The 17,232-nt window shown below is 72.3% G+C and carries 14 protein-coding genes and 1 tRNA gene; 8 read left to right on the top strand and 7 right to left on the bottom strand.

Annotation, left to right across the window (positions count from 1 at the left end; translation table 11 throughout):
• Positions 1 to 134: 134 nt before the first annotated feature.
• Both ACIBVP_RS31515 and ACIBVP_RS31510 read left to right on the top strand, forming a co-directional pair.
• Entirely contained in the window at positions 135 to 941 is an 807-nt protein-coding gene (locus ACIBVP_RS31515; RefSeq protein ID WP_396110032.1) for an ABC transporter ATP-binding protein, read from the top strand.
• Positions 938 to 3,421 carry an ABC transporter permease gene (locus tag ACIBVP_RS31510; RefSeq protein ID WP_396110031.1) on the top strand — a complete coding sequence of 828 codons (2,484 nt, stop codon included), beginning with the start codon at positions 938 to 940 and terminating at the stop codon, positions 3,419 to 3,421. The genes ACIBVP_RS31515 and ACIBVP_RS31510 overlap by 4 nt, the downstream gene beginning before the upstream one ends.
• A 50-nt stretch (positions 3,422 to 3,471) precedes the next feature.
• Here the strand turns inward: ACIBVP_RS31510 and ACIBVP_RS31505 are convergent, their stop codons facing one another.
• Together ACIBVP_RS31505 and ACIBVP_RS31500 are read right to left on the bottom strand one after the other, a co-directional pair.
• Entirely contained in the window at positions 3,472 to 4,146 is a 675-nt protein-coding gene (locus ACIBVP_RS31505) for a response regulator (protein ID WP_396110030.1), read from the bottom strand.
• A complete protein-coding gene (locus tag ACIBVP_RS31500) occupies positions 4,143 to 5,378 on the bottom strand; it encodes a sensor histidine kinase (RefSeq protein WP_396110029.1) in 1,236 nt (411 codons plus the stop codon). The genes ACIBVP_RS31505 and ACIBVP_RS31500 overlap by 4 nt, the downstream gene beginning before the upstream one ends.
• A gap of 173 nt (positions 5,379 to 5,551) precedes the next feature.
• Between ACIBVP_RS31500 and ACIBVP_RS31495 the strand changes: the two genes are divergently transcribed.
• Complete coding sequence (locus tag ACIBVP_RS31495) at positions 5,552 to 7,078, top strand: nucleotidyl transferase AbiEii/AbiGii toxin family protein (RefSeq protein WP_396110028.1); 1,527 nt, start codon at positions 5,552 to 5,554, stop codon at positions 7,076 to 7,078.
• Here ACIBVP_RS31495 and ACIBVP_RS31490 read toward each other — a convergent pair whose 3' ends face one another.
• Positions 7,079 to 7,906 (bottom strand): hypothetical protein, encoded by an 828-nt coding sequence (locus ACIBVP_RS31490; RefSeq protein WP_396110027.1) that lies wholly within the window; start codon positions 7,904 to 7,906, stop codon positions 7,079 to 7,081.
• Positions 7,907 to 7,911: 5 nt separating this feature from the next.
• Positions 7,912 to 12,258 carry a protein kinase gene (locus tag ACIBVP_RS31485; protein ID WP_396110375.1) on the bottom strand — a complete coding sequence of 1,449 codons (4,347 nt, stop codon included), beginning with the start codon at positions 12,256 to 12,258 and terminating at the stop codon, positions 7,912 to 7,914.
• Positions 12,259 to 12,344: 86 nt separating this feature from the next.
• Between ACIBVP_RS31485 and ACIBVP_RS31480 the strand changes: the two genes are divergently transcribed.
• The 5 genes from ACIBVP_RS31480 to ACIBVP_RS31460 are packed head-to-tail and all read left to right on the top strand — an operon-like array spanning position 12,345 to position 15,842.
• Complete coding sequence (locus ACIBVP_RS31480; RefSeq protein ID WP_396110026.1) at positions 12,345 to 13,601, top strand: hypothetical protein; 1,257 nt, start codon at positions 12,345 to 12,347, stop codon at positions 13,599 to 13,601.
• Positions 13,601 to 13,789, top strand: a complete 189-nt coding sequence (locus tag ACIBVP_RS31475) for a hypothetical protein (protein ID WP_396110025.1) — start codon at positions 13,601 to 13,603, stop codon at positions 13,787 to 13,789. The genes ACIBVP_RS31480 and ACIBVP_RS31475 overlap by 1 nt, the downstream gene beginning before the upstream one ends.
• Positions 13,790 to 13,793: 4 nt before the next feature.
• Positions 13,794 to 14,177: a hypothetical protein gene (locus ACIBVP_RS31470; RefSeq protein ID WP_396110024.1), complete on the top strand. Its 384-nt coding sequence runs from the start codon at positions 13,794 to 13,796 to the stop codon at positions 14,175 to 14,177.
• Positions 14,174 to 15,112, top strand: coding sequence for a PPE domain-containing protein (locus ACIBVP_RS31465; protein WP_396110023.1), 939 nt, complete (start codon positions 14,174 to 14,176; stop codon positions 15,110 to 15,112). Before ACIBVP_RS31470 ends, ACIBVP_RS31465 begins: the two co-directional genes overlap by 4 nt.
• Positions 15,105 to 15,842 carry an ESX secretion-associated protein EspG gene (locus tag ACIBVP_RS31460; protein WP_396110021.1) on the top strand — a complete coding sequence of 246 codons (738 nt, stop codon included), beginning with the start codon at positions 15,105 to 15,107 and terminating at the stop codon, positions 15,840 to 15,842. The genes ACIBVP_RS31465 and ACIBVP_RS31460 overlap by 8 nt, the downstream gene beginning before the upstream one ends.
• Before the next feature lie 9 nt (positions 15,843 to 15,851).
• Here the strand turns inward: ACIBVP_RS31460 and ACIBVP_RS31455 are convergent, their stop codons facing one another.
• The 3 genes from ACIBVP_RS31455 to ACIBVP_RS31445 form a co-directional block, all read right to left on the bottom strand.
• Complete coding sequence (locus tag ACIBVP_RS31455; protein WP_396110019.1) at positions 15,852 to 16,121, bottom strand: hypothetical protein; 270 nt, start codon at positions 16,119 to 16,121, stop codon at positions 15,852 to 15,854.
• Positions 16,122 to 16,158: 37 nt separating this feature from the next.
• Positions 16,159 to 16,419 (bottom strand): hypothetical protein, encoded by a 261-nt coding sequence (locus ACIBVP_RS31450; RefSeq protein ID WP_396110018.1) that lies wholly within the window; start codon positions 16,417 to 16,419, stop codon positions 16,159 to 16,161.
• Positions 16,420 to 16,607: 188 nt separating this feature from the next.
• Positions 16,608 to 16,701, bottom strand: a tRNA-Pro gene (locus tag ACIBVP_RS31445).
• Between the last annotated feature and the right edge of the window lie 531 nt (positions 16,702 to 17,232).

Below are 17,232 nucleotides of genomic sequence, written 5' to 3'. Positions count from 1 at the left end.
TCATTCCATTCCGGCGTGCTCCACCCCCTACCGCGGTAGCGGGTGCGGGTTGGCTCCCTCGTATGACGCCCGGCGCGTAGCCGCTGCCGCACTGTGGCGTCCGTCGGTAGGAGACCACCACGAAAGGACGCACCATGAGGTTGCGCAATCGCACGCGGCACAGGGCGGGCGACCAGCCCCGGGATCGGGCCGCCACCCCCGATGCCGCCGTCGAGCTGCACGGGGTCCGCAAGCACTACGGCCGCGGCGCACGGACCGTGCACGCGCTCGCCGGCATCGACCTCACCCTCCCCCGCGGCAGCTTCACCGCGATCATGGGCCCGTCCGGGTCCGGCAAGTCCACCTTCCTGCAGTGCGCCGCCGGGCTCGACCGGCCCACCTCCGGGTCGGTGCGCCTCGGCGGCACCGAGATCACCGGCATGAGCGAGAACGAGCTCACCGAACTGCGCCGCAACCGCCTCGGCTTCGTCTTCCAGGCGTTCAACCTGCTGCCGTCGCTGACCGTGGAGCAGAACGTCCTGCTGCCCATGCGCCTCGCCGGGCGGCGCCAGGACCGCCGCCGGGCGGCCGAGGTCCTCGCGCAGGTCGGGCTCGCCGACAAGGCGCGGCGCAGGCCCGCGGAGCTCTCCGGCGGCCAGCAGCAGCGCGTGGCCGTCGCCCGCGCGCTCGTCACCCACCCGGACGTCGTGTTCGCCGACGAGCCCACCGGCGCACTCGACACCGGCACCGCCGCCGAGGTCCTCGGGCTTCTCCGGCACGCGGTGCGCACCCTCGGCGCGACCGTCGTCATGGTCACCCACGATCCGGCCGCCGCCGCGTGGGCGGACCGCGTGCTGTTCCTCGCCGACGGCTCGTTCGCCGGTGTCCTGGAGCGCGGGTCGGCCGAGCAGATCGCGCGGCGGATGACGGCGCTCACCGCCCGCACGGGCGCGGCGGCATGACGCGCCCCAACGGACTGGCCCGCGCCGCCGTCCGCGTCAAGCCCGCCTCGTTCGTGGGGACGTTCGTGGCGTTGCTGATGTCCGCGCTCGTCGTCTCGGCCTGCGGGATCCTGCTCGAGACCGGCCTGCGCGCGTCGGTGCCCGCGCAGCGGTACGCGAACGCGCCGGTGGTCGCGGCGGCCGACCAGTACGAGTACATCGTGACCGGCAGCGGCGAGGACCTCGAGAAGGAGGCCGTCCCCCTGCCCGACACCGCGCGGGTGGACCTCGCCCTGGCGGCGCGGGCCGCCGCGGCGCCCGGGGCCGCCACCGCGGTCCCGGACTTCACGTTCCCGGTGCGTGCGGGTGCCCGGGCGCTCACCGCGCACGGATGGGGCTCGCACGCCTTCACCGGTACCGCGCTGACCGACGGCGCCGCGCCCGGCACGGGCGAGGTGGTGCTCGACGCGGGCACGGCCCGGGCCGCGCGGCTCGGGGTCGGCGACACCGTCGCGCTGGACACCGCCGTCGGGCGGCGGGACTTCCGCGTCGCGGGCGTCGCCACGGCCGGTCCCGCGGACACCGCGCGCGACCCCGGCGCGCTCGCCTGGTTCGCGGACGTCCAGGCCCCCACACTGGCCGGGCACCCCGGCAGGGCCGACGCCATCGCCGTGCTCGCGGCACCCGGCACGGACGCCGACGCCCTCGCCGGGTCCGTGCGGAAGGCTCTGGCGGGCACACCGGCCCAGGTGCACGTCGGTGACGACCGCGGCGCCGTCGAGGACCCGGGGCTCGCCTACGCCAAGGACACGCTCTTCGGCATCGGCGGTTCCTTCGGTGGCATCGTCGCCATCGTCGCGGTCTTCACCGCCGCGGGCACCGTCGCGCTCTCGGTCGGTCAGCGGGCCCGCGAGTTCGCGCTGCTGCGCGCGATCGGCGCCACCCCGCGCCAGATCCGCCGCGCCGTCGCCTGCGAGGCGCTGCTCGTCGCGCCGCTCGCCGGGATCCTCGGCTGCCTGCCCGGCATCGGGCTCGCGCACTGGTGGTTCGGGCAGCTGCAGGACCGCGGCGCCATCCCGCAGGCCGTGGAGCCGCACGTCTCCGCGCTGCCGCTGCTCGGTGCCGTCGTGATCGGGCTGCTCACCGCGCTCGGCGCCGGGTGGCTGGCCGGGCGCGGGCCCGCGAGGACGAGGCCGGGCCAGGCGCTCGCCGACGCGTCGGTGGAGCGGCTGCGGCCCGGTGTGGTCCGGACCGGCCTCGGTGTCGCCGCCCTCGTCGGCGGCACGTTCCTGACCGGCGTGTCCGCCGGTTCCGCGGGAGGTGACGCGGCGGGCGCCGCCCTCGGCGTCGTCATGTGCTTCATGGTCGCCGTCGGGCTGCTCGGACCGCTGGTGGCCCGGTTGTGCGCGGGCCTGTTCAGCGTCCCGCTGCGCGGCGCGGGCGCGGCGGCCGGCCTGGCGGCCGCGAACTCCCGTACCAACGCGCGCCGCCTCGCCTCCGCCATCACCCCGATCGTGCTCGCGATGGCCTTCGGCTCGACCCTCGTGTTCATGCACACGAGCGAGGCCAACGCCGCCGCCCGGCAGTTGCGCGCGGGCGTCATCGCGGACCACGTGGTGACCGACCCGGCGGTGGACGCGGCGGCGCGGGCCGCCCGCGTACCGGGTGTGGACGCGGCCGTCGGCCTGCTGAACACACAGGTGCTGGTGCCCGTCGGCTCGGGTGAGTTCACGTCGTTGCAGGGCGCGGCGACGCAGGGCGTCAGCGGGTCGGGCGCCGAGCTCGCGCGGGTCCAGGACCTGGACGTGCGCGCGGGCGGTCTCGACCGACTCGGCGCGGGCCGCGTCGCCATCGACCAGACCCTGGCGACGTCGGCGGAGGTCGGTGTCGGCGACCGGCTCCGGCTCTTCCTCCCCGACGGCACCGAGGCCGCTCCCGAGGTCGTCGCGGTCTACGGCCGTGGTCTCGGGCTCGCCACGGTGACCATGGACCGGGCGTCCCTGGCCGGGCACGTCACCTCGACCTTCGACAGCACACTGCTGGTCAGCGGCGGTTCGGCGGCTTCGCTCGCCGCCTTCGGGGACGTCACCGACGCCTCCGGCTACGCCACCCGGCGGAGCCTCGAGGCGGAGCTGGGCGCCTGGACCAACAACACGATGGCCGCGGTCCTCGGTGGCTTCGCCGCCGTCGCCGCCGTCAACACCCTGGTGATGATGGTGCTCAACCGCAGGCGCGAGCTGGGCACGCTGCGGCTCGTCGGCGCCACCCGGCACCAGGTGCTGCGGATGCTCCGGTGGGAGGGCCTGCTGGTCGCCGCGGTCGGTGTGGTCCTCGGCTCCGCGATCGCCGCGGCCACGCTGATCCCGATGATGCGCGGCATGACCGGGGAGGGGCCGTACGTGCCGCCGCTGCTGTTCGGGTCGTTCGTGGCCGCCGCGGGCGCGCTGGCGCTGCTCGCGGTCACGCTGCCGGCACGAGCCGCGCTGCGCCGCCGGTCGTAGCGCGGGAGGTCCGGGGTGGGAGCGGGCAGCACGCCGACTCCCGCTCCGGCCTACTCGCCCGGGGCCACCAGACCGGACTCGTAGGCGAAGACCACCGCCTGGGCGCGGTCACGCAGGTCCAGCTTGGTCAGGACACGGCTCACGTGCGTCTTCACCGTCTGCTCGGCCAGCACCAGCGTCTGCGCGATCTCCACATTGGACTGACCGCGCGCCACCAGTGTGAGGACCTCGTTCTCGCGTTCGGTCAGGGCCTTGAGCCGCAGCGCGGGCTTGCTCAGCGCGGCGGGCCGCTGCCGGGCGAAGTTCGCGATTAGGCGGCGCGTCACGGACGGGGCGAGCAGCGCGTCACCCGAGGCGACGATGCGCACCGCCGCGATGAGGTCGTCCGGCGGCGCGTCCTTCAGCAGGAAGCCGCTCGCGCCCGCCTGCAACGCCTGGTAGACGTAGTCGTCGACGTCGAACGTGGTGAGCATCAGGACACGCGGCTGGTGCGTGACACCCGGCGCCGGTGTCAGGAGGCGGCGCGTGGCCTCGAGGCCGTCCATCTCGGGCATGCGCACGTCCATCAGCACGACGTCGGGGCGGGTGCGCCTGCTCAGCTCGACGCCCTGCGCACCGTCAGCGGCCTGGCCCACCACGTCGATGTCGCTCTGCGCGGCCAGCAGCGCGGCGAACCCCGCCCGCACCATGGCCTGGTCGTCGACGATGATGACCTTGGTCGTCATGCCGTCCCCTCGCTGTCGTTCTCCGTCTCGGTCACCGGCAGGCGCGCCATCACCCGGAAGCCGCCATCCGCCAGCGGCCCGGTGTCCAGCTCGCCGCCCACCAACCGCACCCGCTCGCGCATGCCGACGAGCCCGTGGCCGGTGCCGCCCTCCTCGACCGGCGCGGCGGGTGGCTCGGGTGGCGGCCCGTTGACGACGAGGACCGTGAGGACCGCGTCGTCGGCCGACAGGGACACCCGGGTCGGCGCCCCCGGGGCGTGCCGCACGACGTTCGCGAGGGCCTCCTGGACGATGCGGTACGCGGACAGGCCCACCGCCTCGGGCACCGCGGCGTCGGACGGGGTGAACTCCACCGGCACGCCCGCGCGCTCCATCGCGTCCACCAGCTGCGCGATCCGCGCCAGGTCCGGCTGCGGTTCGAGCTCGCCGGGCGTCTCCTCGCTGCGCAGCACGCTGAGGAGCCGTCTCATCTCGCCGAGCGACTCGCGTGCCGTCGCCGCGATGGACGTCAGTTCCTCCCGCATCCCCGGCGTCACCCCGTCGAGCCGGTACGCGGCGGTGTTGGCCTGCACCGTGATGACGGACATGTGGTGTGCCACCACGTCGTGCAGTTCGCGCGCGATGCGGGCGCGTTCCTCCAGCACGGTCCGCCGGGCGCGTTCGGCCTCGCTGATCGTCTCCTGCTCGACCAGCCTGCGCTGCACCTCGTGTCGTTCGCGGAGCGCCGCGCTCAGCAGGATCGCGACGCCGCCGAGAATCGTGAGCAGCACACTCGTCGCGGTCGTGCCGTGGGGCGCGAAGAACACCAGGCCGACGTTCGCGGCCGCGGTCGCCAGCCACACCGACAGCAACGTCCGGCGCGGCAGGCGCAGGCCGAGGGCGAGGCAGAGTCCGACGTAGCCGACGATCTCCATGGGCGGGAACGGCCACAGGCGCTCCGCCGGGAAGTCGACGGTGAGCAGGAGAAGCGCCCCGGCAACGTCCGCGGGGAAGATCACACACCACGCGCGCAGCGGGTGGACGACGGCGAGCAGCAGCGGTGCCGTCTGCGCGACGGCCAGGGCGCTCGCGACGCCGGCGTTCAGGCCGTAGTCGTTCCTGAGCACCTCGATGGTGGTGGGCAGCAGGGCGACGCACAGCACGAACGCCACAGCCCAGGGCAGCAGGCGGATCCAGCGGCTCGAGGACCCCGCGAACAGCGCGCGCGGGGTGGGTTCCTCCGCTGACGTCATGGACGCCATCCTATGTGGGCGCAACCAGCCGGTGCGCCGCCCGGCACGACTGGCCACAGTGGACGGCGTCAGCGGCGGTTCGCACCGGCCCGCAGCCGCCCGACGGCACGTGGGTCTGGTTGGCCCTCCTGGCGATCTTCCAGCGGGCCCCCGTCGGCTGGAACAATCCACGCATGTTCCGAGGAGATTTCGAGATCCACCTGACCGGGGCCGATCGTCAGGCTGACGATCTCGCGACGTTCGCCCAGCGGCGGGGCGTCAAGTTCAGCCACATCGTCCTGAGCCGGGGCGACACCCAGTTCCAGCCGATGCTGACGATCACGGGCAGCGGCACGCTGGACGAGATGCGCGAACTGGCCGTGCGGTGGCGCGCCGAGATGACGAACGCCGCTCTCAGGGTCGATCGGGTGAAGATCGAGGCGGCGCCGTGGAACGAGGGCGTGCCGGGCACCGACGACGAGGCCGCCGCCGACCGGTACTTCGAGCACCACGTGAAGGTGTTGCGGGGAAGCGACTTCCGTGACCTGCTCACGTTGCTCGAAGCCGTCGAAGGGCACCACGCGCACGTGTCCCGGAACGCGCGGCGCGTGCGAGCCGACGGCCACGAGGAGCGGTTCGTCACCCAGCGCTGCCACGGCGTCGGCCGCGAGACAGCCCGCGCCCGGCTCGACGCGATGCTCGCCGCGTTGTCGGCGGCCGGCGTCGAGGTGCTGGAGGTCGAGGAGGAGTACGTCGTCCACGACGACGCGCTGACGCTGGACAACGGCTGGCTCGAGGCCGCGGTGCGCCACCGCCCGGACGATCGCGTCGCCCGCGAGCCGGGAAGGTACTTCCCGCCGACCTACCTGCCCCTCAGGGGTGGGGAGGGCGTCCGGCAACTGGCCGTGTTCGACCCGGCGCTCAAGCAGTTCGCGCGTGCCTTCCGCGCGGGCGAGCCGGCGTTCACCGACCCGGCCGCGGGCGAACGCTGGCTGGCGGCCCGTCGCGCGGCGATGGCGCACGTGCTGTCCGTCGTGGCGGCGACACCGTGGGCCGAGAACCTGGTGCTGCGCGGCAGTGTCGTGCTGCGTGCGTGGCTGGGCGACGCCGCCCGCGAGCCGGGCGACCTGGATTTCGTCGTGACACCAACGTCTTTCGCCGCGGACGGCGACGAGGCGACCGCCATGGTGACCGGTCTGGTGGCCGCCGTGACCGCGGACCCCGGCCCCGGCCTGCGCGGCGACCAGGTCGTGTCCTCACGCATCTGGACCTACGACCGGGTTCCCGGTCGCCGCCTGATGGTCCCGTTCGACGTGGCGGGGCTGCCGCAGGGCGCGGTCCAACTGGACCTGGTGTTCAACGAACACCTCCCCGAGCCGCCGACCACGGTGGCGATCCCGCCCCTCGGCACCAGGATGCGCACGGCGACGCCACTGCTGTCCCTGGCGTGGAAACTCGAGTGGCTGATGGCCGACATGTACCCGCAGGGCAAGGACCTGTACGACGCGGTGCTCCTGGCCGAGTACGTGCGTGCCCCGATGGCCGACGTCGTCCCGCTGATGCGCCCCGAGCTGGGCAGAACACTCGCGGAGTTCGTGGAGCGGGACCTGCTGGCGCTGGACGTCGACTGGCAGGACTTCCGCGACGAGTACCCGGCCGTCACGGACGACTCCGGCCCGTGGCTGCGCAGGCTCGCCGACGTCCTCACCTCCGGTGACTGATCACGTCCCGCCCCGTGCGCGCGCCTCGTGCTCGACCTGGTCGAGGTCGGTCGCGGTGACGATGCGGTACTCGGCGACCCGTTTCCCCACCGCGTACCTCGGGTTCTGGATGCGCCCGGCGCGCGCCTCGGTGTAGGGGTCTTCCAGCTCGCCGAACGCGATCCGGGACACCACGCGGATCGCGTCGTCGACCCGTTGGGACTTCGCCAGGTTCCACGCGTCGCCGCGCCAGTGCAGGATCCGCTCGTAGATGCGGCGGTTCGTCGGGGGGAACGGGAAGTCGTCCTGGCCCGCGAGCCACGGCTCGGCCAGCGCCAGCGCGACGAACCACTCCTTGCCGCGGGCGACGAGCTTGTTCTGTTTGACGTGCGGCTTGGGTTCGGTCAGGCCCTGGGGTGCGGTGGGCAGCGCCGCCACCGGCTCGATCCCGGAGACCACGAACGTCAGCTCGAGGTCGGCGAACAGGCCGCTGACGCGTCTGCCGGACAGCACGAGCAGCTCGTTCTTGCCTTCGTCGAGCATGGCGTTCATGTCCCGGACCAGGGTCACGCGCCGCGCCCCGCCCGGCGCGTGCAGCAGGCTGGACAGCCGGCCCTCGTTGGTGCCGTGCCAGCGCAGCTGCGCCATCTCGGCACCGACGACGACCTCGGCGAGCACCGCCGACACGTGCGGCGCGCAGCTGGGCAGCCGGATCGCGACGAGCCCGCGCGTGGTACCCGGGCGTCCGGTCGCCGCGTGCGGCTCCCGTCCGAACACCACGCGTTCCCCGGTCTCGATCGAGACCGGGTGCACGTCCTTGCCCCGCACGACGACCCGTACCACGGGCACGCACCCTACCTGGCACAACCGAGCGAGGTGAGGTCCTTCTCCCCCGCGGCGGCGAGGTCGTCGCACACCTCGCGCGCTGCCGCGGCCGGGTCGACCGGCCACAGGCCGACGTCGGTGTCCTTGCTCGCGCTCGCGAGCCGGTCGCCGTCCGGGGAGAACGCGAGATCGTTCACCCCACCCTCGTGACCGGTGAGGGCGGCCACCAGGGTGCCCGTCGCCAGGTTCCACACGCGGATCACCGGGTCGGCCTCGGTGCCGGTCGCGAGGAGGCGGCCGTCGGGCGACACGGCCATCGCGGTGACGTAGGAGGGGTGGTCGCCGAACTCGCGGCGCACCTCGCCGGTGGCCGCGTCGAGAACCTGGACGCGGGTGTCCGTGTGGACGACCAGTGACTCACCGTCCGGTGTGTACACCGCCTGGCTGCGGGCCGTCACCGGAATCGGGTCCAGGCCGCGGAAGTCCTCGGTGCGCCACCGTTTCAGCTCGGTCTTCTCCGGTCCGGTCACCGTGACGAGCAGTGTCGTGCCGTCCGGCGAGAACACCGGCCGCAGCGGGGTGCCCGTGCCCAGGTTGAGCGACGCCCGCTTGCGCAGGGTCCGGGTGTCCCACACGGAGATCGAGGCGAACCGCTCCGCCACGGACTCCTCCGAGTCGGCCACGGTCAGCACCGCCAGTGTCGAACCGTCCGGCGACGCGGTGATGTGGCCCGCCACGAAGCCGGGACGGTCGAGGGCGACGGTCCGCGCCCCTTCGCCGCCACCGGTCACGGTGAGCGTGCCGTCGAGGTAGCCGGTGGCCTTTCCGCCGCCGGGCAGGTAGTCCATCGCGAACGGCGGCAGGCTCTTCCCGTCGTCGACGCGGGACTCACCGGTCGCGGGCCGCCAGGCGTGCACCCCACCCACCGTGTAGGCGGAGAGTTCCTTACCGTCCGGGCGGAACCGCACCCGGTGCGCCTCGTCCGCGGGCGTGTGGTTCCAGTGCTGGTTGTGGCGCCAGAGAAGGACATCCCCGTCCAGCCGCCCGGCGACGACGTCCCCGCGCCGCGAACCCGCGAGCGACAGGAGCCCCACGTTCCGCAACGCCGACCCGGCCGCGTAGCCGCCGGTCCGTTGCCGTCGCGCGACGTTCCACCGCGCGACCTCCCCCTCGACGTTGGCGAGTGTCAGCAGGTCACCGCCGCCCTCCGGGAACACGAGGCCACGGCCCGGGAACGCCGCGAACATCGGCTCCCCCACCGGTTTCCCCGTCTTCGCGTCGGCGAAGCGGACCATGCCGTCCCTGGGGCTGCCCGACGCGAGCAGGTCCCCGGAGAACGCGACGTCCAGTTCGGCCGCGGCGTCCGCGCTGCCCAGGTCGCGGTGCCCGGTCTCGACGTGCACGAGGGTGGCCTTCGCGGTGTTCCACAGTTCGACGGCGCCGTCGCTGCGCGCGAGCGCGAAGCGGTCACCGCGCGAGCTGTAGGCGCCGCGCAGTGGGACCTCCGTGTCGCTCTGGTGCGGCGCGGTCAGCCAGCCCGCGCCCGTGCCCTCGCGGGCGTGCCACGTGCCGATGCGCCCGTCGGCGGGGTTCATCGCCGCGACGACCTCGCTGTCCGGGCGCCACGCGGCGAACCCGTTGGCGGGCAGCGTGCTCAGCAGTTTTCCGCTGGGGATCGCCCAGATCCGCACACTGTTCGGCGCGCTGCTCGCGGTCGCGAGCATGGTGCCGTCCGGGGAGAACCGGACGTCGAAGATCCCCTCGGAGTACACGTCGTCGAAGTCCGCGTCGATCGGCCGGCCGGTCGCGGTGTCGAGCACCACGAACCGCCCCTCGCCGTCCCCGGCGGCGACCAACGCGCCGTCGCTGCTGATGTCGACCGCGTACGCGTCGTGCAGGCCGGTCTTCAGCAACCGCGGGAACTCGTGGGTGGTGCTGGACAACAGCGCGCCCCTGGCCTGGGTGGTGGGGCTGGTGCGCCAGGCGTCGAGTGCCTTGCGGCGGGCGCCGACGGGCTCGGCGTCGGCGTCGGCGAGCGCCTCGGCCGCGAGCTGACGGGACTGCGCGGTGGCGGCCGCGCGTTCCGCGTTGTCCGCCTCGCGGGTCGCGTCGCCCCACTTGACCGCGGCCAGCACACCCGCGAGCAGCGCGACGACGAGGAACACGGCGAGGCCGGTGACGAGGCCGTGCAGCCTGCGCGTCTGTTTCTGCTGGACCCGTTTGCTCTGCAGCAGGAACCCCTGCTCGGCGTCGGTGAGGTCGGCGCGGCGGTCGGCCCACTCCAGGGTGGCGGCCAGCCGGGCGCCGCGGTACAGCTCGCCCTCGTCCCTGCCGCTGGCGTGCCACGAAGCCGCGGCCTGACCGAGGTGCTGGCGCAGCACGAGCCCCTGGCGGTCCTCCTCCACCCACTCGCGCAGCCGGGGCCACGCGGTCAGCAGGGCGTCGTGCGACAGCTGGACGCCGTCGGCCTCCGCGGTCACCAGACGGGACTCGACCAGCCGCGCCAGCACCAGCTCCGGGATCTCCCCGCGAGGGGCCTTGCGCCGGGCCACACCCCCGCCGTCGAGCACGGTGACCATGCGCAGCAACGCGGTCCGCAGCTGGGCCCGGTCCGGTTCGGACAGTCTGTTGTAGACACCGTCGGCGGTGAGCGCCACCGCGCGTTCGACACCGCCGGTGTCCTGGTAGTCCTTGAGGGTCAGCACCGGCCCGGTCCGGTTCTGCCACGTCTCCCGCAGCGCGTGAGCGAGCCGCGGCAGAGCGCCAGGGTCGTATCCCCCGCCGTCGCGCGCGCCGACGTCGGTGATCAGCCGGTCCACCAGACCGTCCTCGATGGACAGACCGGCGGCGCGCGCGGGTGCGGTGATGATCCGCTCGAGGTCGGCGGGGGCGAGCGGACCGAGCGGGTACGGGCTCGCCATCGCCGTGCGCAGTGCGGGCAGCCGCAGGCAGTGGTCGACGAAGTCGGCGCGGACGGCGGCCACGACCAGCGCGGGCCAGGCGTGGGCGAGCAGCGTGGCGAACGCGTCCCGTTCGGCGGGTACCGCGAGCGTGAACAGCTCCTCGAACTGGTCGACGACCAGCACCAGCCGCCCGCCCCGGTCGCCGGCGAGCCGTGCGCACAACCTGCCGAACTCCGCCGGGCTCGAGTACAGCCAGCGCACCAGCCCGTCGGCGTCGGCGTCCACCACCGGCGCCACCCGGGCGGCGAGAGTGCGCACCGGGTACGGCCCCGGCGTCATGACGAGCTGCGGCCAGGGCTGCGCAGTCGCGGCGAGCGCGGGCAGCACCCCGGCCCTCAGCAGGGACGACTTGCCGGTGCCGGACGCACCGACCACGAGCAGCGGGCCACTGTCCGCGCCCTGTCGGGACAACCGCACCAGCACGTCGGTGACCGCGTGCTCACGACCGTGGAACAGGTCGCTCTCGTCGGCGGAGAAACTACGCAGCCCCGGGTACGGGCACTGGTCGGTGCGCGCCGGTTGCCGCGCGGCGACCGCGACGATCGCGTCCATGATGTGGCCCTGTTCCGGGCTGTCGGCCAGGTTCGGGGTCGTGACCGGCGCGGTCGTGGCCTGCTGCCGGAACGCCGTCGTCGCGGCGGCCGTCAACTGTCCTGCGCTCGGGTAGCGACGGTCGGGTTCCTTGTCCATGCCGGTCGCGATGACCAGGTCGACCGCGCGCGGAATCCGCCAGTCGAACACCGAGGGCGCGGGCGGCGGATCGTTCAGCTGCGCCGCGAGCTTGCCCGCCGCGTCCTCCGCCGGGAACGGCTTCTTGCCGGTGAGGCACTCGAACAGCACACACGCCAGCGCGTACACGTCGGCGCGGTGGTCGGCGCCGCGGTGTGTCAACCGCTCCGGCGCCATGTAGTCCAGCGTGCCGATCTCACCGGTCCGCGTGACGCTGGTGGCGTCGGGGGCGAGCGACTTCGCGATGCCGAAGTCGACGAGGTAGGCGGTGCCGGACTCGTCGAGCAGGATGTTGGCGGGTTTGACGTCGCGGTGCACCACCCCGGCGGCGTGGGCGGCGTCGAGCGCGACCGCGACCTGCGACAGGATCTCCATCGCGCGTTCCGCGGGCAGTGGTCCGTCGTCCAGGACGCGCCGCAGGTCCGTGCCCTCCACGAGGTCCATGGCCAGGTACAACCGGCCGTCGATCTCGCCGTGGTCGTGGATCGTCACGATGTGGGGTCCGTGCAACGACGCCGCGATCCGCGACTCACGACGGAACCGTGCCCGTGCCTCGTCGTCCGCGTCCGCGACCGACAACCGCTTCAGTGCGACGGCCCGGTCGGCGTCCGTGTCGTGCGCACGGTGCACCTCACCCATGCCGCCCCTACCGAGCAGCTCGTCGATCCGATACCGTCCGAACATCACGCGGTCACCGTAGGCGACGTGCGGCAGGGGGCGAGCGGAACGTTCCGCTCGTCGGCTCTCGACACCGCCGACAGCATGGCGGTATGACTGAACGTTTCGACGTCGACCCAGGTCACGTGGCCGGGTACGGACGGCTGTGCGCGGACGTCTCGTCCGACACCAACTCGATCAAGGGTTACCTCAACCTGCACGCGAGCGCGTCGGACGGCTTCGACGGACTGCTGATGGGCGAGGCGATCGCGCCGATCGTCGACGAGTACGCGGCGGCCACCCGGGACCGGTTCACGACGATCGGCCGGGTGCTCCACTACACCGGCCGGGAGTTGACGAACACCGCGTGGACCTACCTCGGCGCCGACCGCCCGGACCGGTTCGCCAAGGTCGTCGACAGCCTTGGCCGGGGCACGTACCGCGTGGAGCTGGACCACCCGGAACTGGTCGCGTTCCCGCACAAGGTCGTCACCGGCACGCTCGACGTGCCCCCGCTGGAGACCGCGACCATCGACGAGCTGATGGCGGAGCACGCCGGCGACACGCTGGCCGCCATCGAGACCATCGTCGCGACCGTCACCGGCATCGTCGGGGACGAGTTCAGCATCATGGGCGAGATCACCGACCGGGTCGGCGGCAACTGGCTGGCACTCGACCAGAAGGCGACAGCACTCGAGAACGTGGCCGAGGCGGCCGAGAAAGCCGCCCAGGGTCTGGCGGCCGAACACGGCACCCTCGACCGGCACTGGGACGGCGGCGCGGCGGACAGCTTCGGCCCGTACCTGGACCAGGTCGTCGCCGGGACGCGGTACGAGGGCCCGCTCAACCGGGTGATCGCGGGCGCCTACCGTGCGATGGCACTGCTGGTCGAGCAGGCCGCCGGGTTGATCGTCGAGCTCGTCAGCACCGGCGTCGACCTCCTCCGCAAGTACGCGACGGGCCTGGCGGGCAAGGCGGCGGACGCCGCGTGGGACCTGATCAAGGACTTCAAGCCGCCCTGGGAGAGCCTCTACGAGGACTGGCAGCAGGCCAAGAGCCTGTTCGTGACGGCGAAGAACACCGCGACGGACGTCTACGAGGCGGTCGAAGCGCTGCGGGAGCTGATCGAGGCGACCACGAGCATGACGGCCGCGACCGACTACTCGGTCAAGACCATCCTCGCGGACCTCGAAGCGACCGGGGAACTCGACGAGGACACCGCCGACACGGCACAGGGCGCCTACGACACGAGCAGGGAAGCCACCGACATCGCCATCGAACTGGCGCCGGCACTGGCCGCGGCGGAGGAACTGGCAGGCAACGACGGCCTGGAGAACATGCCGGACCACGCGTTCAGGGGGACATCGTGATGAACGACCTGCCACCGGAGCTGGAAGCCGCGGTACGCCCGTTCGAGAACCGGATGGCGGAGGTGCGCACACGACTCATCCGCACACAAGCGGAGCTGCACGCCGAACCGCCGAGCCAGGACGAGCCCACGGCACCCACCGACCACTTCGACTTCGACCACCCGATCACATCGAGCGCACGGCGGTGACGTGATGACGGACAACGCACTGACACCGGTCGCCGCACACCTCGGCGACGCACGGCGGCACGCCGAGTCCGGCGCACTGCGCATCGACCTGGACGCCGCACAACGTCTGCTCGACCGGCTGGCCGACCTCCGTTCCCGCACCGGGACCCTGGCCGCGGAGGCCACCGAACTGGACCGCCCGCTGCGGTTCGGCGACAACTGGGTGGGGCACCTCCTGGCACGGCGGCTCCGCGCGGTAGCGGTCCACGACGAGCGCGGTGTCGCACCGGCGCTCACCGAGTTCAGCCAGGTGCTGGACGACCTGGAGAACACGGTCCGGCTCGCCGCGGGCGTCTACCGCACCACCGACGACGAGACCGTCACCGAACTGAGGAGGTGCGGCCGATGAGCCGGCGACCGGATCACCCGGACCACCTCGGCGGGGCGTACGACTGGCTGTCACAGCCCCACGAGCAGCTGTTCCGGATGGTGCACGACAAGATGAACGTCGAGACCGGCATGTCCGCGGCCGCCGACTGGGCACGGCTGGGCGACCAGCTGACCGCCGTAGGCGACGAGCTGGCCGAACTCGCACGCGACACCGCGAACGCGTGGGAGGGCACCGCGGCCGAACCGGTGGAAGGCTGCGTCGGCACGCTGGCGAAGTGGGCGCGAGAAGCGGGCGGCACGGCCACGGAGGTGTCGGCCTGCGTCACCACCGCCACGGAGCTCGCCGCCCACGCCCGCGACGCGATGCCACCACCGGTGGAGCTGTCGTCCCCGATGCCGACCGCCGCCGCCATGGCCCGCGCGTTCACGAGCACCGGCTTCGAGTCCGCGCCCGCACTGCTCGTCGACCAGCAGAACGACGTCCTCGACCGGATGAACGCCCGCCACGCCGAGGCGGCACGCGTCATGGACCAGTTCCAGGCAGCGTCGCGGGACGTGTACCGCACAGTGCCCCGCTTCGAGCCACCCAACCCAGCCCACCGCCCGCAACGACGAGAGCACGAAGCCCCGGCCGAACCCAGCACCAGGGCAGCGGCCGCTCCCGGTACTCCGGGCAGCGGCGGCGAGGCGGCCGGGCACAACAGTCCCGGCAAGGCAGTGACAGCAGGCCCGACCGGTGGCACCGCGACACCGAGCGGGACCGCAAGCGGCGTCCCGACGTCACCCTCCACGACGATGGGCGCGGTGCCGATGGCCGGCGCCACCGGCCGCCGCGAACCCGACCACGAACGCCGGGGCCTGGATTTCCTGGAGGACCCTGGCATCTGGGAGTGCCCGGAGGGCGACCTGCTCGTGAGCGCGGCAGTGATCGGTGAGGTGCCTCGCCATGAGTGACTGGATCAGCGTGAGCGCCGAGGAGATGTTCCTGCTGTGGTGGGCAGCGGACCTGGGCGAGCCACCTACGGCCCTGACGCTGCCCCGGCCGGGAGCCACACCGGAACGACGCACCGAGTACGCCGCGCAGGCGTCAACGGCGTTGCGAACCCGAGGACTGGGCACGGTGCACGACCCGGTCCAAGCGCTGGCGACCGCCCTGAGGCACATCGCAACGGGGAACACGAAGCTGACCCTGCACACCCACGGCCCCAAGCCCGCACAAGCACTGGGTGTACTGACGGATCGAACCGCGACCATGACAGTCCGAACGGGCGACGAGATCCGGCTTCGAGAAGTAACGCCGGGCACATTGATCGAGGAACTGCTGACGGTCCTGCCACCACTGCCCGCGGCCCCGGGCTGGCCCACGAACATAGCCGTGACGGACTACAGGGAGGCATGCAGGCGAGGCGAGGCCACCGGCATACCCGGGTTCGTACAGGCCCTCCGCGCAGCAGGCCTACGCGAACCGGACACGGCAACACTGGTCAGGGCGATCACCACCCGAGCAGGCGGCGGCCAACTGGGCGCGACCAGTCCCACCACAAGGCGAAACCCCACGGTGACGTGGGTGGACACCCCAGCGGGCCGCTACGCGGTAGGCCACCGAGACGGCTGGGTAACCATCACCCCCGCCGACACCACCCGCCTCAACCAGATGGCGAAGAACATGATCACCATCCGTTGAGGATCAGACTCAACCCCTCGCCACAGCAGCAAGGAAGAACGACAAACGGCGAGGATCCAGATCCAGCTGATCCGGAGAAACATCGGAGGCAAACACCCGTACTGCGGCGATCACCTGTCGAGGCGTTATAGGATATACATCAGGCGTCTGCAATGACATCCGCAGATCCCGTTCGAGATCCTCTTTTCTCGCGACGAGGAGCGGAACTTCCCAGGCAAGCGTCTCGGCGTCTTCATAATATGCTTCGATTACCCACCCAGTTACAGCGTTGTCGATCATTTGTCGTCGCAGTTCGCCGAAGGCAGGACATCCACGGTCATTCCGCAAACCCGGTCCGCACGGCCTGCCACTGCTCCCAGCACCGCTCCGGTTCGAGGTCGGCGTATCCACGCTGTTCCGCCATCGCCTCGGCCACAGACCTCGGCAAGCGAACGCAGGTAGCCCCGTCACGAATGCCGAGAACCTCCTCCTCCGTGAGAGGACCACCCTTCGAGCGCTCCGCGGCCAGCAACACCGCAACCAAGGGCGGCGAGAAATCGATAACGAGGTCGCCCTCCGCGGCCCTGTGACTGTCCATGCCCGGATGCTAGACCTCCGAAACACAACCCGTCAGCCCGATAACTGCGAACCGGCCGGGGAAAGGGCGAACCTTCCCGGTGATCATGCAGAGGACTCAAACAGGCATCCGGCACATTTCGAGTTCAGTGGAGATGCCTTCGCCTCCGCCCGGTCACCAGCTACGGGGCACCGGAGTCCATGAGAGAGCGCCCACGGCAGGATTTGAACCTGCGACACCTGCCTCCGGAGGGATGACCAACTCCCGAAGCTGATCTGCGCTCTGACCTGCGTGTATGTGCGCTCAGGTCGACTAGGAGGCCGCAGCTTGTCCGCGTATTGGCCGTGGTCCGTATGAGCCCAGGTCGCAGGCCCTTCCGCGGGTACCTACACCTTCCCGGCTCCCTCATACAGGCCGTCTCGTAGCACCGGGACGTCGGGGTCAAGTGTGGCGCAGCCATCGCGCAGCGACGCGAAGCACACTTGATGCCGATGACCCGGTGCTCGACGATCGAGGCCGAGGGAGCTGCCTACGGGGTTCATCGTGCCGCCGGTGGCGGCGCACCCGTCGCGGGCCGTGGGCTGCGCCCCGCAGGCCGGGCGGCGTGAGCGGAGCGGAAGCCGCCCGTGCCGCGATGGATGCAGGCCACGCTGCCAACGCGACGGGCACAGCGCGCCGCCCCCGGCGGCGCGCCTTGATTACATAGAGCCCAGTTCGGCAGTACGGCAAGGTGGTGGACTGTCCTGTCTCGGTAGATGCTTGACGTTCCTGTCCCACCTGATGCTTGACAGTGGCCGTGATCGGCTTGGCTGTCGCGCAGTGTTGTGCGCGTCA

The organism is Actinophytocola sp. NPDC049390, from assembly GCF_044466355.1.
Classification (GTDB): Bacteria; Actinomycetota; Actinomycetes; order Mycobacteriales; family Pseudonocardiaceae; genus Actinophytocola.
This window is presented reverse-complemented; position numbering and strand designations above follow the sequence as displayed.

Bases quoted from the DNA above. Each gene is read 5' to 3' on its own strand.
- ACIBVP_RS31515 (WP_396110032.1), top strand. From the start codon at position 135: ATGAGGTTGCGCAATCGCACGCGGCACAGGGCGGGCGACCAGCCCCGG.
- ACIBVP_RS31470 (WP_396110024.1), top strand. From the start codon at position 13,794: ATGACGGACAACGCACTGACACCGGTCGCCGCACACCTCGGCGACGCA.
- ACIBVP_RS31475 (WP_396110025.1), top strand. From the start codon at position 13,601: ATGAACGACCTGCCACCGGAGCTGGAAGCCGCGGTACGCCCGTTCGAG.
- ACIBVP_RS31480 (WP_396110026.1), top strand. From the start codon at position 12,345: ATGACTGAACGTTTCGACGTCGACCCAGGTCACGTGGCCGGGTACGGA.
- ACIBVP_RS31465 (WP_396110023.1), top strand. From the start codon at position 14,174: ATGAGCCGGCGACCGGATCACCCGGACCACCTCGGCGGGGCGTACGAC.
- ACIBVP_RS31450 (WP_396110018.1), bottom strand. From the start codon at position 16,419: ATGGACAGTCACAGGGCCGCGGAGGGCGACCTCGTTATCGATTTCTCG.
- ACIBVP_RS31485 (WP_396110375.1), bottom strand. From the start codon at position 12,258: ATGTTCGGACGGTATCGGATCGACGAGCTGCTCGGTAGGGGCGGCATG.
- ACIBVP_RS31495 (WP_396110028.1), top strand. From the start codon at position 5,552: ATGTTCCGAGGAGATTTCGAGATCCACCTGACCGGGGCCGATCGTCAG.
- ACIBVP_RS31500 (WP_396110029.1), bottom strand. From the start codon at position 5,378: ATGACGTCAGCGGAGGAACCCACCCCGCGCGCGCTGTTCGCGGGGTCC.
- ACIBVP_RS31510 (WP_396110031.1), top strand. From the start codon at position 938: ATGACGCGCCCCAACGGACTGGCCCGCGCCGCCGTCCGCGTCAAGCCC.
- ACIBVP_RS31505 (WP_396110030.1), bottom strand. From the start codon at position 4,146: ATGACGACCAAGGTCATCATCGTCGACGACCAGGCCATGGTGCGGGCG.
- ACIBVP_RS31460 (WP_396110021.1), top strand. From the start codon at position 15,105: ATGAGTGACTGGATCAGCGTGAGCGCCGAGGAGATGTTCCTGCTGTGG.
- ACIBVP_RS31455 (WP_396110019.1), bottom strand. From the start codon at position 16,121: ATGATCGACAACGCTGTAACTGGGTGGGTAATCGAAGCATATTATGAA.